Origin of the sequence: Chryseobacterium sp. POL2 (assembly GCF_011058315.1) — a bacterium.
In the GTDB taxonomy this organism is placed as follows: Bacteria; Bacteroidota; Bacteroidia; order Flavobacteriales; family Weeksellaceae; genus Soonwooa.
On the sequence record NZ_CP049298.1, the window covers coordinates 2486118 to 2501637 of the forward strand.

Consider the following 15520-nt stretch of genomic DNA (forward strand, 5'->3'; position numbering starts at 1 on the left):
AACAAAAATTAATTGCTGATACTAATTGATTATACTTTTAAAATAACATCAAAATGAATATTAAAAAATTAGTTAGTTTAAGTTTTCTTTTATTGGTTGGATTGCTTTCCGCACAAGAATCCGCCAATCGGTTTTTCTATGAATTAAGTTTTAAGCCTAAAAAAGATTCTGCAAAAATAGATAAGGTTATGACCATCTTGGATATTACAAAAGACAAATCTATTTATCAGGATTTTACACTCCCCGCACAAGATTCTATCATAAAAGTTGCAGTGGAAGAAATGGAGAAGACCAAAACTTTTAAAGACTTGAGTAAGTCTATTAAAATGCCGAAGTTTTCGTATAAAATCTATAAGTCTTATCCGTCGATGAAAGAGACCTATCATGATAGAATTAGCATGACGCTTTTCGGTTATGAAGATGACATTAAATTTAATTGGAAAATGGGCAACGAAAAGAAAAAAGTCGGAGCTTATAACACGCAAAACGCTACTGTAGAATATGGTGGAAGAATATGGACCGCTTGGTTCAGTCCAGATTTGCCGTTTTCTGATGGACCTTACAAATTTTATGGATTGCCAGGTCTTATTGTGAAAATAGAAGATGCTGATAAAAATTATTCTTGGGAACTGAAGGGTAACAAGACGGTTAAGGATTGGAAAGAATTCAGTTATGCTGAAGAAGCAAATGCTAAATATGGGATGAATAATGAGTTGAAGCTTACAACCAAAGAAAAATTCCAAAAAGCTTATGCCGCCTTCAAACAAGATCCAATGGCTGAAGCTCGCGCAAATATTCCACAAAATATGATGGGAATGAAAATGCCAGGAAGCGATTTGACCGTTGGTGAAATGTTGAAAAATCAAGAAAAGATGATTAACGATTTCTTTAATGCCAATGACAATCCTATCGAAAAGACAGAAGCTACATCAGTTAAAAAGAAAAAATAATTTCTAAAATATTGATAATATGACAAAAGTCGGGTGAAAGCTCGGCTTTTCTTCTTTGATTTGTTATTTAGATTTAATTAAAATAAGCTATATTTGCAGTTCTAAATTTTAAAGTTTTGACTAAAAAAATATCTGAAACATTGTGTTGCTTTCCTAAAAATAAACTAGGGAAAATTCGAGGTTTTAATGATGAATTAAAAATGCCAACCAAAATTTTAGAAATGGGATTGCTCCCGCAAACAGTGTTTAAGATTTTGTACCAAGCCCCTTTCAATGGGCCTTTGTATATAGAATATGGTGAAGAGCATTCGCGTTTGGCTTTGCGTATCGAGGAGGCAAGATTTATTGATGTAGACGCAGTTTAGTTATGGATAATAATGAAAATCTAAAGAAAAAAGTCTTGTTGGTCGGGAATCCTAATGTTGGAAAATCGACCATTTTTAATTGGCTTTGCAATAAAAAACAAAAAACCGGAAACTACGCAGGTGTAACAGTTGCAAGTCATTCTGGTCAATATGAGTACGGTGGCGAAACGGTTGAAGTTATTGACCTTCCAGGATCTTACAGTATTTATCCAAGTTCCGAAGATGAAGCTATTTTTAGCAAATATTTAGTTGAAGAACGCGCGAAGTATGAAGGTGTAATCTATGTCGCAGATGCGCTTAACTTGAGACGAAGCTTACTATTATTTCAGCAAATTCGAGATTTTGGGATTCCTGCAATTATGGTGATTAACCAAATTGATGAAGCTGAAAAACGCGATATCAAAATCAATGTGGATCATTTGGCTGAGATTTTAAAAGTGAAAGTCTTTGCGACCAATGCAAAAAAAAATATTGGTCTTGATGGTATTAAAAAAGCCGTTAAAAATGCTGAGTTCAAATCGACCGAAGAAATAAGTTTTGAAGTTCCACTGGAGCAAAAAGAAATAGTTAACCGAATTGCAGAACAAACGCAAGAACCCAACCAATACAGCGTTTGGACACTTTTGGCTGCCAATAATTATTTGGGTAAGCTGAATAATATCAACGAAATTTTAAAACAAGAAGACGTTAATTGTCATGTGCCAAAACGTTTGCAGGTGCAAGAAACCATTCGACGGTATCAAAATATTGACAACGTTTTATCGAAAACGATTATCGAGAAGCCAGCTTTCAAAGAAATGTTAACCGAAAAACTAGACAAAGTTTTGGTGCATAAATTTTGGGGATATATTTTCTTCTTCTTTATTCTGTTGTTGGTTTTCCAGTGTGTATTTTTCCTTGCCGAATATCCAATGTCTTGGATTGAAGATGCTTTTGCATGGCTACAAACTTCGGTGGGGGAGACGATTCCGCCAGGGCCAATTAATAGCTTAATTACAACAGGAATTATTCCTGGGATTGGAGGGATATTGGTTTTTGCACCACAAATTGGGATTATGTTGTATTTCCTGTATCTATTGGAAGACTCTGGTTATATGGCACGTGTGGTTTTTTTGATGGATAAGTTTTTAAGACCTTTCGGACTCAATGGAAAAAGTATTGTACCGCTAGTTTCTGGTGTTGCTTGTGCGATTCCTGCAATTATGTCAACGCGAAACATCGAAAATACCAAAGAAAGATTAATAACAATTCTTGCAACGCCTTTTATGACATGTGCGGCGAGAATTCCAGTATATAGTATTTTGATTACATTGGTAATTCCTGACAAAACTTTGTTTGGTGTTAAATATCAAGCCTTGGCACTTATGGGAATGTATGTTTTGGGATTTGTTTTCGCGCTTTTGGCAGCTTTGGTTTCAAAATATTTTATTAAATCTAAAACCAAAAGTTTCTTGGTGATGGATTTGCCAACTTACAAAATGCCACTTTGGGGTTACAATGTCAAATTGATGCTAGAAAAAGTTTGGGGTTTTATTACAGGGGCTGGTAAAGTGATTTTTGCAGTAAGCGTAGTTCTTTGGGTATTAAGTTATTTTGGTCCAAAACAAGAACCCGATCAATTTGTAGCGACGGAAGTTAGTTTGCAGGATTCTTATCTTGGAAAACTAGGGCATTTTATAGAACCCGCAATTCGCCCTTTAGGTTACGATTGGAAAATGGGAATCGGTTTGTTGTCAAGTTTTGCTGCGCGCGAGGTTTTTGTTGGGACAATGTCAACCTTATATAGCCTTGATGAAGAAGCGCCAGAAGGTAAACTTTTAGACAAAATGCATCAAGACACATACCCGAATGGTGACAAGGTGTTCACTTTAGCAACAGGGATTTCGTTGTTGATGTTTTATGCACTTGCCATGCAATGTTTCACGACAATCGCTGTGGTATATCGCGAAACAGGGAGTTGGAAGTTAACGGCAACACAAGCGACTGTTATGTGTGTGTTGGCATACTTTGTGTCACTAATAACGTATCAGATTTTAAAATAATTCTAAAACTAATTTTATGGATTCTATTGTGTTTCAATATGTATTGATTGGGGTTTTGTTGTTTGCGATAGGTTATGCACTTTTCAGAAACTTAAGAAATGCTTTTCGTAGGTCAAAAAAAGGTGGCGGTTGCGATACCAACTGTGGATGCTCTTGATGTATATATGCTTTTTAATTATCAAAAAATACCTAGGACTAGGTATTTTTTTTTGTATTTATTAAAATATTTTTGTTTTTAATAAAAATTATAAGACATGAAAAAGAGTAAATTAAACAGTGTTATCTTCATTTTCATAATGATGATTGTCTCGGTTATTAGTTGTCAAACTGAAGTAAATAATAATGAAGAAGTTGCAATTGATGATACTGTTTTTGAGGTATTCAAAACGCAAATTGTAGCTAAGGAAATGAATGGTGCAAAAAATGGACAAACATATATTGCAAACTTTCAAGGGGAAACATTAGAGTGTAGGTCATTTGAGGATAACAAGATTGCTTTTGTAATTCCATCAGATGCTGTATTGGGCAATAGTTCTTTGGAGGTAGCGGAGCTAAATAAAAAAATTAACCTTAATATTAAAGACGTTTTGCTTAATGATACTCCAGAAAATGTTGTAAAAACCTTTTGGACTTCAGTGGATAATTATACATCTACTTTGGATAATAGCGATGAGACAAGTCTACTAAAAGACAATCTTAATAATGTGAAAAATGTATTCGAAAAAGCAACAGCAGAAGAGAAAAAAACGATGGCAACCTTTTTCTCAGCAAACAAGGACTTGTACGATGAGATTCTAAAAAACTCGCCGCAAAAAAGCATGATGCTAGGTCAAGATGATAACTTAATTGCTAATGAGAATTTCCTGATGTTCAAGACCTCTATGTATTATCTTGCTACTTGTGGCGTTGTACTGTGGGTGGCAAAGGATCCTTTTATAGTAAGTGCAGCGCTTGTAGGTATTTATATTAATTTTAAAAATGCAAAAAAATATGGAGGCGCATTCATAGATACGCGAATGCTGATCTTAGACTCCTCTATACAGGATAAATCAACTATAGATTTCATCACAGGCGACACCAAAGTATTGAATTATAGCTTCGAAAGAAGAAGTGTTATCAACGGTGATAAAGGCAATGCTTTTGGAAATTTCTCAGATTTCTTTTTAAAATTTGCAGAGTTTGAAGGTTATTTCGAAAAAATTAATTCAGTTGCCACTTGGCTTAACCAAAAGATACCTTTTTGTAATTTTTCCATGGTTACAAATGTTTTGATACCACAGCAGGTTAATTCTAGCAATGTATTGGTAAATGATACAACTTTTGCAAGAGCAAAATTTAGCGTTTCTAATAATGAAGTAGAGATCGAAAAAGTAAACTTTAATAGCAATGGAAAAATTAATGTTCAGTTAAAACTTAAAAACCAAACAGCAACACAACCAGTCGTAACAACTTTGACTGCAAATTATAAGGATGATTATAATGAAAAGTCGAAAAGTTTTAATATTAAAGTTTTACCTAAAAGTTTTATTACAGGCAATTGGAAACTTTTACAAATTGTAGACGAAGATGTTCCTGCGGATGAGTGGGAAGTGGATGAGCCTACAGGATGTCCAGGGCAAAGAGAAGATTATTTCTACAGTGGAGTAGCAGTATTTACGGATACTACAATGAAATTTAATATTTCCGAAAAGTATAGATACTATAGATATGATGCGCAATGTAATGTGGTAGAATATAAAGAACCCACAGGTTGGCAAGTGATTACAGCTAATCATAACAATATTATTGAATCTAATAATTTGAAACTAACCGATGGAAAAGGGAATAATAATGATGGCTATAATTGGAATTTCAATAATGGTATTGTTAAAATTCTCGATCCGAACAAAATATCATTAACTTATTCATATCATGATGGGTATGAGTTAGTTGAGATGATGTACGTGTTCGCACGACAATAATAAAAAAACTCTCTGCAATTTTTTGTAGAGAGTTTTTGTTTAATAAAAATTGAAATTAAATTGTTTTTGAGGCTTTAGTTTACCAAATCTAAATTGCGTAATTTTGCAAAATATTTTTAAACTTAAATAAAGTATGTCATTAATAAAAAGTATTTCAGGTATCCGCGGAACAATCGGTGGAGCTGTCAATGATAATTTAACACCATTAGATATTGTAAAATTCGCTTCCGCTTTCGGAACTTGGCTTCAAAATACTCAAAATAAAAAAGATTTAAAACTCGTTATAGGTCGCGATGCTCGTATTTCTGGGCAAATGTTGTCATCTTTGGTAACTGCTACTTTGCAAGGTTTGGGAATTAATGTCGTGGACCTTGGTTTGTCAACAACGCCAACAGTTGAGGTAATGGTGCCAGAACTTAATGCGGATGGTGGAATCATTCTTACGGCTTCTCATAATCCAAAACAATGGAATGCATTGAAACTTCTTAATAACAAAGGCGAATTTATCAATGCTGAAGAAGGTGCAAAAGTTTTGGCATTAGCAGAAAACGAAGATTTTAATTATGCTGAAGTTGATGACTTGGGAAGTTATGAAGAGAATACAGATGCTTTTGACATTCATATTCAAAAGATTTTGGATTTGCCAATGGTCGATGTTGACGCCATAAAAGCAAAGAAGTTTAAAATCGTTTTAGACGCTGTTAATTCTACGGGAGGTCTTGCAATTCCGATGTTGTTGGAGAAATTAGGTTGCGATGTTGTAAAACTTTATTGCGAACCGAATGGTCATTTTCCACACAATCCAGAACCTTTGAAAGAGCATCTTAGTGACATTTGCGACTTGGTGAAAAAAGAAAATGCTGATCTTGGCGTTGTCGTGGATCCGGATGTTGACAGATTGGCTTTGATTGACGAAAAAGGCGAAATGTTTGGCGAAGAATATACGTTAGTAGCTGTTGCAGATTACCTTTTAAAACACAAAAAAGGAAGCGCAATTTCTAATCTTTCTTCGAGTAGAGCGCTTCGCGATGTTGCTAAAAATCATAATTCTGAATATTTTGCAAGTGCAGTAGGAGAGGTAAATGTTGTGACCTTGATGAAAGAAAAAGACGCTGTAATTGGTGGTGAAGGCAATGGCGGAATTATTTATCCAGATTTACACTACGGAAGAGATTCTTTAGTTGGCGTAGCCTTATTTTTAACACATTTGGCTAAAGAAAATAAAACTGTTTCTGAGCTTAGAGCAACTTATCCCGCTTATTTTATGGGAAAAAAGAAAATTGAGCTAACGCCAGAAATTAATGTTGATGCACTTTTAACTAAAATGGAAAAAGAGTATCAAAATGAAGAGGTTTCTACCGTAGATGGCGTAAAAATAGATTTTGCTGAAAATTGGGTTCACTTAAGAAAATCAAATACAGAGCCGATTATCAGGATTTATACAGAAGCAAAATCTCAGGAAGAAGCTGACAAGTTAGGCGATGATATCATTGCTAAAATAAAAAGTTTGATTTAGTTTCAATTATTTTGACTAAATTTAAATATCATTAATAAAGGTTTGTCGAAGTTTGCAAAGAAATTTCTCTTTTCGATGGACCACCGAGACATAAATATTGGAAGAATTTTTTGAAAATGAACTTGCAAAAAAGTTCGAAGACATGATTGAAAATAATGAAGAACTCTATTTCGATAGCGAAGAATACGAGGATATCATTATTTATTATTTGGAGTTAGGCGATATTTCGTATGCGGAGTTGGCAACAAAATATGCACTGAAATTACATCCAAGCTCAATCGAATTAAAAACAAAACAACTCGAGGTTTTCCTAGAGCTAGAACGTTATACGAAAGCTAAAGAACTTATCGATGAGCTAAAACCATCATGCATGGACATGACGGACTTTTTGGTATGTTGCGCAAAATATTACTCTAATCTTGGAAATCCAAAACGCTCAATAGAATATTGTGAGAAAGCGCTTGAGTTGGAAGAAGAGCAGAATTTCTTACACAATTTTATTGCGGACGAATATGTTAATCTTGATGATCCTTTCAATGCTTTGAAACATTATTCAAAAGCCTTGCATTTTGATCCACAAGATGATTATTCTCTGGAAAACGCAATGTCTTGTTATAACAAACTGAACCGTTATCAAGAAGCTTTAGGCTTTATCAATCAATATCTCGACCGTTATCCTTTTTCGGAAATCGCTTGGTTTGAGTACGGACAACTTCAGTTTAACAAGAAGAATTTTGAAGAGGCAATAAAAGCTTTTGATTATCTTTTGGCAATTAACCCTAACTCTGTCGGCGTGTATGCCAACAAAGCAGCTTGCTATGAGGCTTTGGGCGATTGGATGCAAGCAATTGCTGTTTATGAAGAAATGTTGGAGTTAGAATATACCAAAGCCTTTACTTTCTATAAAATTGGACTTTGCTACAAGGAGAACAAAATGCCCGTACAAGCTTTAACATTTTTCCAAAAATCATTAATAGAAGATCCACAATTTTATCTTTCGATGATGGAGCAGTCTTTTATTTATGAGGAAATGGGAAAACTTAAAGAAGCGCTTCATTTCGCTAAAGAAAGTGTGCTGTTGAACGAAAATAATATCGATTATCAAAAACGTTTAGCCTTTTTATATATTGAGTCTGGCGATTTTGAAGAAAGCTTAGATTGTTTTAAGACTTTAATCGCAGTTGAGCCTTCTAGGTTTTATAATTGGTATGCCTATTCGGAAGTTTTGATGTTAATTGGCGAGTACGAAGATGCGTTAACCCTTTTAGAAAAAGCGATTCAGTTGCATAACCGTGCAGAATTGCATTATCAGAAAAGCAATTGTTATTTTCATTTAAATTTAAATGATGAAGGCACAGAAGCACTCAAATTAGCTCTGGAAATGGATCCTGAAATATCTGAAGATATGCAACAGAAATATCCGTTTATAAAAGATGCCGTTAAAAAAGTAAAAACGAGAAAGAAATAAATTTAAAATCACTTCATTACGAAGTGATTTTTTTTGTTGTTTTGGTTCTTAAAAATATTAATCCTGCCAAGATCATTATCCCTCCAAAATACTGAATTGGCGTCAAAATTTCGCCATCAAGAAATCCCCAGATAACGGCAACAATCGGCATAACCAAAGTAACTGTTGATGCAAATAAAGGTGTTGAAATGTGTAGTAATTTGTAGTTTAACATCATGGCTAATCCCGTTCCGAATATTGAGAGAGTCGCAACATAAGCCAAACCTTCCCATTTGAAAGTTTCTACGGAAAAAGTAGAAAAGAAACCAGAAAATACCAAAGCTAATAAGGATGGAATCAACAATACAAATCCAAAAACGAAAGATGATAAAATTTTCGCAGGAATGTCATGAAGTTTCGCTTTTACAGTTGTAGTGCTAATGGCGTAAAGTAAAGTCGCGAGAAGCAATAACAAAATCGGAATTAATTTTAATTCGCCCAAACCAGAATTTCCGAATGCTAAAATACAAGCGCCTAAAAAACTAATAACAACGCCATACATTTGTGTTTTACTCGTTGGCGTATGCCAAGCCAGACTTCCCACAATAATTACAAAAATCGGCATCATAGAGTTGATGATTCCCGCAATGCTACTGCTGACTTCGGTTTCCGCGATTGGAAAAAGAAACATAGGTATGAAGTTACCACACAAAGCTGCGATAATCAACCATTTTAGCCGTTCTTTTGGGAATTTCTTTACTTCTTTTATCGCGATTGGTAACAAGACCAAAGCAGAGATGAAAACACGTAATCCACCAACTTGATAAGGTGTGAAGTAGATAAGCGATTTTTTAATTAAAATAAATGAAGAACCCCATATAATTGAAAGTACGATTAAAAGAATCCATTTTAATTTGTCATTCGGCATGTGTCGATCGGTATAAGTAGGTTAAATATTCCTTTTTAGAAATCATTTTGGCACCAAGACTTTCGAGATGTTCCGTATGAACTTGACAATCGATAAGGTCAAACTTCTCTTCATGGGTTTTACAAAAATTAATAAATCCCGCTTTGGAAGCATTACTGACTTTAGAAAACATACTTTCACCACAAAACACACGATTTATTTTAATGCCGTAAAATCCACCAACGAGTTCCCCTCCTTGCCAAACTTCATAGCTGTGCGCAATACCTGCTTTGTGAAGGCTAATAAAGGACTGAATAAGATTTTCATTTAGCCACGTTCCGTCCTGGTCTGGGCGATAAGTCGTTTGACAAGCCCGTATAACCTGTTCGAAATTGTGATTTTGTGTAAAATTAAATTCGTTTCTGTTTAAAATTTTAGACATCGATTTGGAAACTTTAATCTCTTTTGGAAACAAAACAAAGCGTGGATCAGGACACCACCATAATATGTCTGAATCTTCGTTGTACCAAGGAAAAATCCCTAATTGATAGGCAAAATACAAACGTTCTGGACGTAGATCTCCGCCAATAGCAATAACGCCATGGTCAGGATTATACAACATCGGATCAGGAAACGAAATATCGTCGGCGTCTAGTTTAATCATTAGGCTAAAAAAAATCCTACGATAAGGTAGGATTTAATCTTGTGATTATATTTTAGAAAGGAAGATCGTCTTCCTCTTCTTCGAAAACATTCGTCGCTTGGCTGGTGTTAGCAGGCGCACCTTGTGCTGCAACAGGTTCGTTATAGCCTCCAGCATCAACTTTTTCGATTCTCCAACCAGTGATTGAGTTGAAATATCTTACCTCACCTTGTGGCGATGTCCATTCGCGACCTCTTATGTTAATAGAAACTTTTACTTTGTCTCCTTCTTGGTAAGCATTTAGTAAATCAACTTTTTCAGAAAGAAATTCGATGTTGATTGGTTGTGGATATTGTTCTTCCGTTAGCAATACCATTTCTTTTTTTTGAAATCCACTTGCAAAAGTCTGTAAATCAGAAAGCTTTTTAATAGTGCCTTGTAACTCCATTTTAAAAATATTTATGAGGGTAAAGGTAATAAAAACGAAAATACATTGAAAGTTTTTTAGTTCGAAAAATAACTTGGAAAAAAATATAAAAAAGTTTTCAAAAAAATTTGGTGGATAAAAGAAAAAGTCTCTATATTTGCAACCACAAAACAACAAGAAAGAAGTTCTTTAAATAAAGCGGATGTGGTGTAATTGGTAGCCACGCCAGACTTAGGATCTGGTGCCGTGAGGCGTGGGGGTTCGAGTCCCTTCATCCGCACTATGCGAAAATAGCTCAGCTGGTAGAGCACAACCTTGCCAAGGTTGGGGTCGCGGGTTCGAATCCCGTTTTTCGCTCCACACCATGCCCTGGTGGTGGAACTGGTAGACACGCAGGACTTAAAATCCTGTGCCTCTTTTGGCGTACGGGTTCAAGTCCCGTCTGGGGTACTTAAAAGCCTTGTTAATCATTTTATTAACAAGGCTTTTTGTTTTAGTGGGGGAATAAAAGGGGGAATTAATGTTTATAATCCTTATGTGCTTTTCCTCTTAAATATTTTCCATAATTTTCATATCGAGAAACTTTTATTATTAAATATATATAATATTATCACAAAAAATATATTGAATATTAGTTATTAAGATACATTGTCCAATAAACAAAACCTCTAAATCAACCAAGTCGGAATTTTGTTTACAACATTTAGCTATAGTTTTTTTTCTCAAAGATTTTAATTGATAAACCTTTAATCAATTAAAATAACAAATCCTTTGAAAATTGGATTCTAAAATTGTAGTATTATTTCTACAACAGTTATAGACAATTTGTACATTTTCTTATTTTAAATATTTCTAGCTTCGTAACTCTAAATCTATCTTTTGAATTTTCAGTAAAATGAAAGAATCTTATTATTACATGAGAGGAAGAACCAAACCAGAGGTAATAGAACAAATGGGACAGGGTCTTAATTTGTTTGATTCTCATTTATGGACTTATAATGTCAACGGAAATTGGTTTTATTAAGATTCGATTTTATATATCTATTTTGACGGAGAAATTGTGATACACTCTTTTTTCCGAAAATCTTTTAAATTATTTTGAAAAATTAAAATAACTAATTATAATATGAAAACCTTATTAGCTTCCGCCATGACAATTTTGGTGATTGTTTCTTGCGATTCATCTTCCATAAAAAAAGCTTCTGAAAAAATACCTTATAAAAATAATTCCCAAGAATTAGTTGGTAAATGGGTTCAACCAATTCCAGGACAAGAAAGTCAACTACAAGGTTTTGAATTAAAAACAGGCAATTCTGCGGAATCTATTAATACCAATACGATCAAATATGAAAAATGGAAATTATCGAAAGACACGCTCTTTTTGTCTGGTCATACAGAAGGCGTTGCAGAACAGTCATCTTTTACAGATACGCTTTTGATTAAAAATATATCGGATTCTGAGTTGGTTATTTCTTACAAAGGTAGTTCAGCAGGAGATGAGCAAACCTACCATAAAGAGAAATAATCTATGTTGAGAAATATATTTTTTGCTTCTACACTTTCTATCTGTTTTCAAATTACAATGGCACAAGATTCCATTCCAATGATACTTCTGCGATAGAAAAAATAGATTTTATTTCCTTAGGATTAAAACTGACAGCTTATTTCTGAGGAAAATCAAATTAGGAATGACAAAAATCACTTGCAGAAGTGGTTTTTTATTTTAAGAAAATTAATGAAGTTTCTTTTTGAATTGCATCAACCCAAAGAGATTATCAACATCTAGCTTTTCGAAAATTCTTTTTTTATAAGTGCTTATAGTTGTTGCTTTTATTCCCATTATATTAGATATTTCGAGGTTTCCATTTCCTTCTGTGAGAAGATTAAATATTTGTAGTTCTCTCTCGGATAACTTTTCGATAGGATTTCGTTTTTTTATTTGCTGTGCAATGATACCCACGAGTTGCTGTGGAAAATAGTAACCGAAAGTCAGCATCTCATTTACTGCTTTCACAATCTCTTTTTCATTGGCCATTTTATTGAGAAAACCATCGGCTCCTTCGCGGATGTATTGTATTGCAATGTCATTGTCTGTGTAAGAAGTATACATCAGAATCTTAACATTATTTGCAAGTCCTTTCAATTCCGAAATCATTTTTTTGTTGGTAGTGTCAGGAAGATCTATATCCAAAAGAATCAGGTCATATTCACTTGCTCTAACTTTGGCAAGTGCTTCCTGATATGATGAAACTTGATTTATTTCCAAATTTTTGATATTGCTGTGAAGAATTAAGGAGGTTCCTGCCCTCACTACATAATGATCATCAATTATTAATACTTTTTTCATTGGGAGAGTTTTTGAAAGTGATCTGTACTTCAGTTCCTTTAGGGGTGTTTTTTTTAAACAAAATAGTAGCATCCAGCTTTTTTATCAATTGGATAACCAAATTAAGACCTAATCTTATATTCTTTAAATTTAAGCTTTCATCGACATCTATACTGGATAAGGCGTTATAGTGATTTATCTGATCGTCCCTCATTCCAATTCCCCAATCGCTTATCAAAAGTGTGGTTTGTCCCAGTTCGTTGGGACCCCGCTTAATTTCAATCTTACTATTTTCAGAATTCTTGATAGCATTATCCAAAATATTGTGAATTATAACAGAAAGCATATTTTTTTTTGTTTTGATGGAAAGCAATGGCGCTATATCATTTGAAACTACGATATTCTTCTGTTTGGCTATTTCATAGAACAATAATCTTTTTTCTTCCACTATATCATAAATATTACAAATCTCGTATGAATCGGAATTTTTAAACAACTGTGCATAATCTTTCATGTCTGAAGTGAATTTGTAGAGCTCTTCAGAAGACTTGTGTATGCTGTCAAAATACAGCCTTTGAATGTCCGGATCATTCGATTCTATTATTTTTTGAGATAAATCTGAGATAAACTTTAATGGTGTTGTGATATCGTGTGAAATAGTTTCCATCAATCTTTTCTGATAATCGGATTCTGTTGCCAGTTGTTTTTTGAGTTTTTGATTTTTGCCAGACAAACGTTTCGTCCTGAAATAGATAATCCATAAAATAATTAGGAAAGCCACAATAGCAATGATGAAATGAAACAAATTGGTCTCGTAGAAAAAAGGAACCACTTCCAGATCGACAGTTTTGTAGTCATAGCCGAATCCTGTGTAAACTCTGAAGGTAAATTTATATTTCCCGGGCTTCAAATTGAAGACATCTAATTTTCTTTGTTGTTTCAAATCTTTCCACTCTCCTTGGTCATCCTGTTTTACACTCAGCTGTAGATTTTTTTGATTGCCGTAATATGGGATGTCGAGCAAGATTTCCAGGTGTTCAAAATCGCTTTTTAAGCTTATATTTTTATTAAAGCTCTCAATTTCCCCGTTATTGATCCTTATCCTTTCTACAAGCAATTCCCCTTTTTTTGGATAATATGATTTTATATCAAATGGATTGAATATCAAAAAACCGTTAAAAGATGGAAATACAAAATCGCCATTTTCAAGTTGAAAGGCATTGGGAAGCGAACCTCCATTCAATTCATTATTGAGCAAACCATTTCCTGTGTCGTATCGATAATAGATAGGTTTCTCCTTCTTGTTTTTCAGGAAATTTGATATCTCCTTTTTTGATATTTTGAAAAGACCGTTATTTGAAGATATCCACCAAAAACCTTGTGGATCCTCCAAAATATAGTGAGCAGTCAAAAGTGCGTTATCACGATCAGGGGTAATCTGGATTAATTTGGAAGATTTGAAAAGAAAAAATCCTTGGTTCTTCGTTGTTATCCAACATGTTCCATCTTTATTTTTAATGATATGCTTAACAGTAATTCTGTCATAGATTTTCGTAATCTTTCTAGCTTTTAAAGAAACTTTGTATAGTTCATCCGTAGTTCCGACCAAAAGGTGGTCATTATCAATATAACAAACACTTGTAACTTCCCTTGTGAAACGAAATTGAAAAGCGGGCTCTAGAAATTGAGTGTCGGTATACAAGCATAAAAAATTATTATTACTCATGTCTGTTGTAGCAACAGCATAGTATTGTTCTACTTTTCTTAAAATCTTTATTACACATTTACCAAAATTTATTTCTTCAGATTTTTGATAATTCTTGTTTTTCAGTAATCGTTCGAGAGTGTTGGTTTTTTCGCGTAGAATATTCTCATTTTCATCATACATCATAAGAAATGTATTGCCTTCTATTTTAGGAAAGTGGTAGTCTTTTCTGAGACCATTTTTATCAAGTTCTTGTCCATTTGGAGTAATAAAAGTAGTGCTACTGAAAGGCAAAGAAGAATATGCAACATAATCCTCAGGTATATTTTTAAAATTGTAGGGAGACAGGATGTTTAGACCTTTTGTCAAACTTCCAATATAAATCTTATTGTAATCTTTATCGTAAAAAATACAATGGTATGGGTTTTTTATATCGTTGTGGGTTATCAATAATTTGAAATTCAGATGATTATTTCTGAGATCTCCTATGTACAATTTGTCGTTATTGATAATAAAAACCTGTCCTGTAGTTTGTTGCCAATGGATTTTTGATTCTGGATCGAGAAGAATTGCTGGACAAGGAATTTCCAAAAGTTCACCTTTTTTTATTGCGAATAACTTTTTCTGTTCCTGATTTCGTATCAATAAAACGTCATTAAATGCAAAAGCATTTCTTAGATTGACATAAGGGATATTCAAAGTTTTGTGTATATCGCCTCTTTCGTAATCTATCCGATTTCCATCGGTAAAGAAATATCTTTCCTTTTCAAAACTGATAAAGTAATCAGTATTATTGTTGTAATATAGACCCTCTGAAGAGGTTTTGTTAAATATTGAAAATCCTTTTCCCTTTCTATTTAATTTATTTCTGGTGATTTTTCTATTTTCAAATTTTTGTAATTCTCTATTTTTAAGAATGAGCTTTTTACCGTGCAAATCACCAAATATGATAATGCTGTCTTTTTCCACGCTCCCGTAGAAGTCGCCCAAATGAGAATTGGATAAGCCAGAGTTTTTGTACTTTTCAAGTTTATAGCCATCATATCTTAAAACATTATTCTCTGTGGTAATCCAGATAAAACCATACTTGTCCTTTACAATATCCTTTACACTATTCTGAGGAAGTCCATTCTCCATATTATACCGAAGTGTAGTATAATTTTGTGCATTGGAGGAAAGCGTTAAGATAAATAATAAAAGGATAAAAATATATCTCATAGAAATAAATAAC

At 33.7% G+C, this 15520-nt stretch carries 14 protein-coding genes and 3 tRNA genes; 12 read left to right on the forward strand and 5 right to left on the reverse strand.

What is annotated here, in order from left to right; all coding sequences use genetic code 11:
- Positions 1–53 precede the first annotated feature (53 nt).
- The 7 genes from G6R40_RS11525 to G6R40_RS11555 all read left to right on the forward strand — a co-directional run bounded on the left by G6R40_RS11525 (position 54) and on the right by G6R40_RS11555 (position 8302).
- On the forward strand, positions 54–950 hold the full coding sequence (locus tag G6R40_RS11525) for a GLPGLI family protein (RefSeq protein WP_317164513.1): 897 nt from the start codon (positions 54–56) through the stop codon (positions 948–950).
- Between the two features lie 140 nt (positions 951–1090).
- Positions 1091–1315, forward strand: a complete 225-nt coding sequence (locus tag G6R40_RS11530) for a ferrous iron transport protein A (protein ID WP_410497364.1) — start codon at positions 1091–1093, stop codon at positions 1313–1315.
- 2 nt (positions 1316–1317) lie between these two features.
- Positions 1318–3357: a ferrous iron transport protein B gene (gene feoB / locus G6R40_RS11535; protein ID WP_165135598.1), complete on the forward strand. Its 2040-nt coding sequence runs from the start codon at positions 1318–1320 to the stop codon at positions 3355–3357.
- 16 nt (positions 3358–3373) lie between these two features.
- Entirely contained in the window at positions 3374–3514 is a 141-nt protein-coding gene (locus tag G6R40_RS11540; protein WP_165135601.1) for a FeoB-associated Cys-rich membrane protein, read from the forward strand.
- A 97-nt stretch (positions 3515–3611) separates the two neighbouring features.
- Positions 3612–5318, forward strand: a complete 1707-nt coding sequence (locus tag G6R40_RS11545; protein WP_165135604.1) for a hypothetical protein — start codon at positions 3612–3614, stop codon at positions 5316–5318.
- 133 nt (positions 5319–5451) lie between these two features.
- Positions 5452–6834 carry a phosphoglucosamine mutase gene (gene glmM, locus G6R40_RS11550; protein WP_165135607.1) on the forward strand — a complete coding sequence of 461 codons (1383 nt, stop codon included), beginning with the start codon at positions 5452–5454 and terminating at the stop codon, positions 6832–6834.
- 97 nt (positions 6835–6931) lie between these two features.
- Positions 6932–8302 carry a tetratricopeptide repeat protein gene (locus G6R40_RS11555; protein WP_165135610.1) on the forward strand — a complete coding sequence of 457 codons (1371 nt, stop codon included), beginning with the start codon at positions 6932–6934 and terminating at the stop codon, positions 8300–8302.
- Between the two features lie 16 nt (positions 8303–8318).
- On the opposite strand, the gene G6R40_RS11560 is transcribed toward G6R40_RS11555, so the two are convergent.
- From G6R40_RS11560 to G6R40_RS11570, 3 genes are read right to left on the reverse strand one after another with little or no spacing between them, the layout of a single operon-like run.
- Positions 8319–9209: a DMT family transporter gene (locus tag G6R40_RS11560; protein ID WP_165135613.1), complete on the reverse strand. Its 891-nt coding sequence runs from the start codon at positions 9207–9209 to the stop codon at positions 8319–8321.
- Complete coding sequence (gene aat, locus G6R40_RS11565) at positions 9199–9852, reverse strand: leucyl/phenylalanyl-tRNA--protein transferase (protein WP_165135616.1); 654 nt, start codon at positions 9850–9852, stop codon at positions 9199–9201. Before aat ends, G6R40_RS11560 begins: the two co-directional genes overlap by 11 nt.
- 52 nt (positions 9853–9904) lie before the next feature.
- Positions 9905–10279 carry a DUF3127 domain-containing protein gene (locus G6R40_RS11570; protein WP_165135619.1) on the reverse strand — a complete coding sequence of 125 codons (375 nt, stop codon included), beginning with the start codon at positions 10277–10279 and terminating at the stop codon, positions 9905–9907.
- Positions 10280–10456: 177 nt separating this feature from the next.
- Here G6R40_RS11570 and G6R40_RS11575 point away from each other — a divergent pair.
- The 5 genes from G6R40_RS11575 (at position 10457) to G6R40_RS11590 (ending at position 11783) form a co-directional block, all read left to right on the forward strand.
- Positions 10457–10538, forward strand: a tRNA-Leu gene (locus G6R40_RS11575).
- Between the two features lie 4 nt (positions 10539–10542).
- Positions 10543–10618, forward strand: a tRNA-Gly gene (locus G6R40_RS11580).
- Positions 10619–10624: 6 nt separating this feature from the next.
- Positions 10625–10708: transfer RNA gene (locus tag G6R40_RS11585), tRNA-Leu, on the forward strand.
- A gap of 445 nt (positions 10709–11153) precedes the next feature.
- Positions 11154–11282 (forward strand): hypothetical protein, encoded by a 129-nt coding sequence (locus G6R40_RS15260; RefSeq protein ID WP_262887645.1) that lies wholly within the window; start codon positions 11154–11156, stop codon positions 11280–11282.
- Between the two features lie 102 nt (positions 11283–11384).
- Complete coding sequence (locus G6R40_RS11590; protein WP_165135622.1) at positions 11385–11783, forward strand: lipocalin family protein; 399 nt, start codon at positions 11385–11387, stop codon at positions 11781–11783.
- A gap of 207 nt (positions 11784–11990) precedes the next feature.
- Here G6R40_RS11590 and G6R40_RS11595 read toward each other — a convergent pair whose 3' ends face one another.
- A complete protein-coding gene (locus tag G6R40_RS11595; RefSeq protein ID WP_165135625.1) occupies positions 11991–12605 on the reverse strand; it encodes a response regulator transcription factor in 615 nt (204 codons plus the stop codon).
- Positions 12583–15507, reverse strand: a complete 2925-nt coding sequence (locus tag G6R40_RS11600) for a sensor histidine kinase (RefSeq protein ID WP_165135628.1) — start codon at positions 15505–15507, stop codon at positions 12583–12585. The genes G6R40_RS11595 and G6R40_RS11600 overlap by 23 nt, the downstream gene beginning before the upstream one ends.
- Positions 15508–15520 lie beyond the last annotated feature (13 nt).

Excerpts from the sequence above, each read along its gene's own strand:
- glmM (WP_165135607.1), top strand. The coding sequence starts at position 5,452 with ATGTCATTAATAAAAAGTATTTCAGGTATCCGCGGAACAATCGGTGGA.
- G6R40_RS11590 (WP_165135622.1), top strand. The coding sequence starts at position 11,385 with ATGAAAACCTTATTAGCTTCCGCCATGACAATTTTGGTGATTGTTTCT.
- G6R40_RS11595 (WP_165135625.1), bottom strand. The coding sequence starts at position 12,605 with ATGAAAAAAGTATTAATAATTGATGATCATTATGTAGTGAGGGCAGGA.
- aat (WP_165135616.1), bottom strand. The coding sequence starts at position 9,852 with ATGATTAAACTAGACGCCGACGATATTTCGTTTCCTGATCCGATGTTG.
- G6R40_RS11600 (WP_165135628.1), bottom strand. The coding sequence starts at position 15,507 with ATGAGATATATTTTTATCCTTTTATTATTTATCTTAACGCTTTCCTCC.
- G6R40_RS15260 (WP_262887645.1), top strand. The coding sequence starts at position 11,154 with ATGAAAGAATCTTATTATTACATGAGAGGAAGAACCAAACCAGAGGTA.
- G6R40_RS11570 (WP_165135619.1), bottom strand. The coding sequence starts at position 10,279 with ATGGAGTTACAAGGCACTATTAAAAAGCTTTCTGATTTACAGACTTTT.
- G6R40_RS11540 (WP_165135601.1), top strand. The coding sequence starts at position 3,374 with ATGGATTCTATTGTGTTTCAATATGTATTGATTGGGGTTTTGTTGTTT.
- feoB (WP_165135598.1), top strand. The coding sequence starts at position 1,318 with ATGGATAATAATGAAAATCTAAAGAAAAAAGTCTTGTTGGTCGGGAAT.
- G6R40_RS11545 (WP_165135604.1), top strand. The coding sequence starts at position 3,612 with ATGAAAAAGAGTAAATTAAACAGTGTTATCTTCATTTTCATAATGATG.
- G6R40_RS11525 (WP_317164513.1), top strand. The coding sequence starts at position 54 with ATGAATATTAAAAAATTAGTTAGTTTAAGTTTTCTTTTATTGGTTGGA.
- G6R40_RS11560 (WP_165135613.1), bottom strand. The coding sequence starts at position 9,209 with ATGCCGAATGACAAATTAAAATGGATTCTTTTAATCGTACTTTCAATT.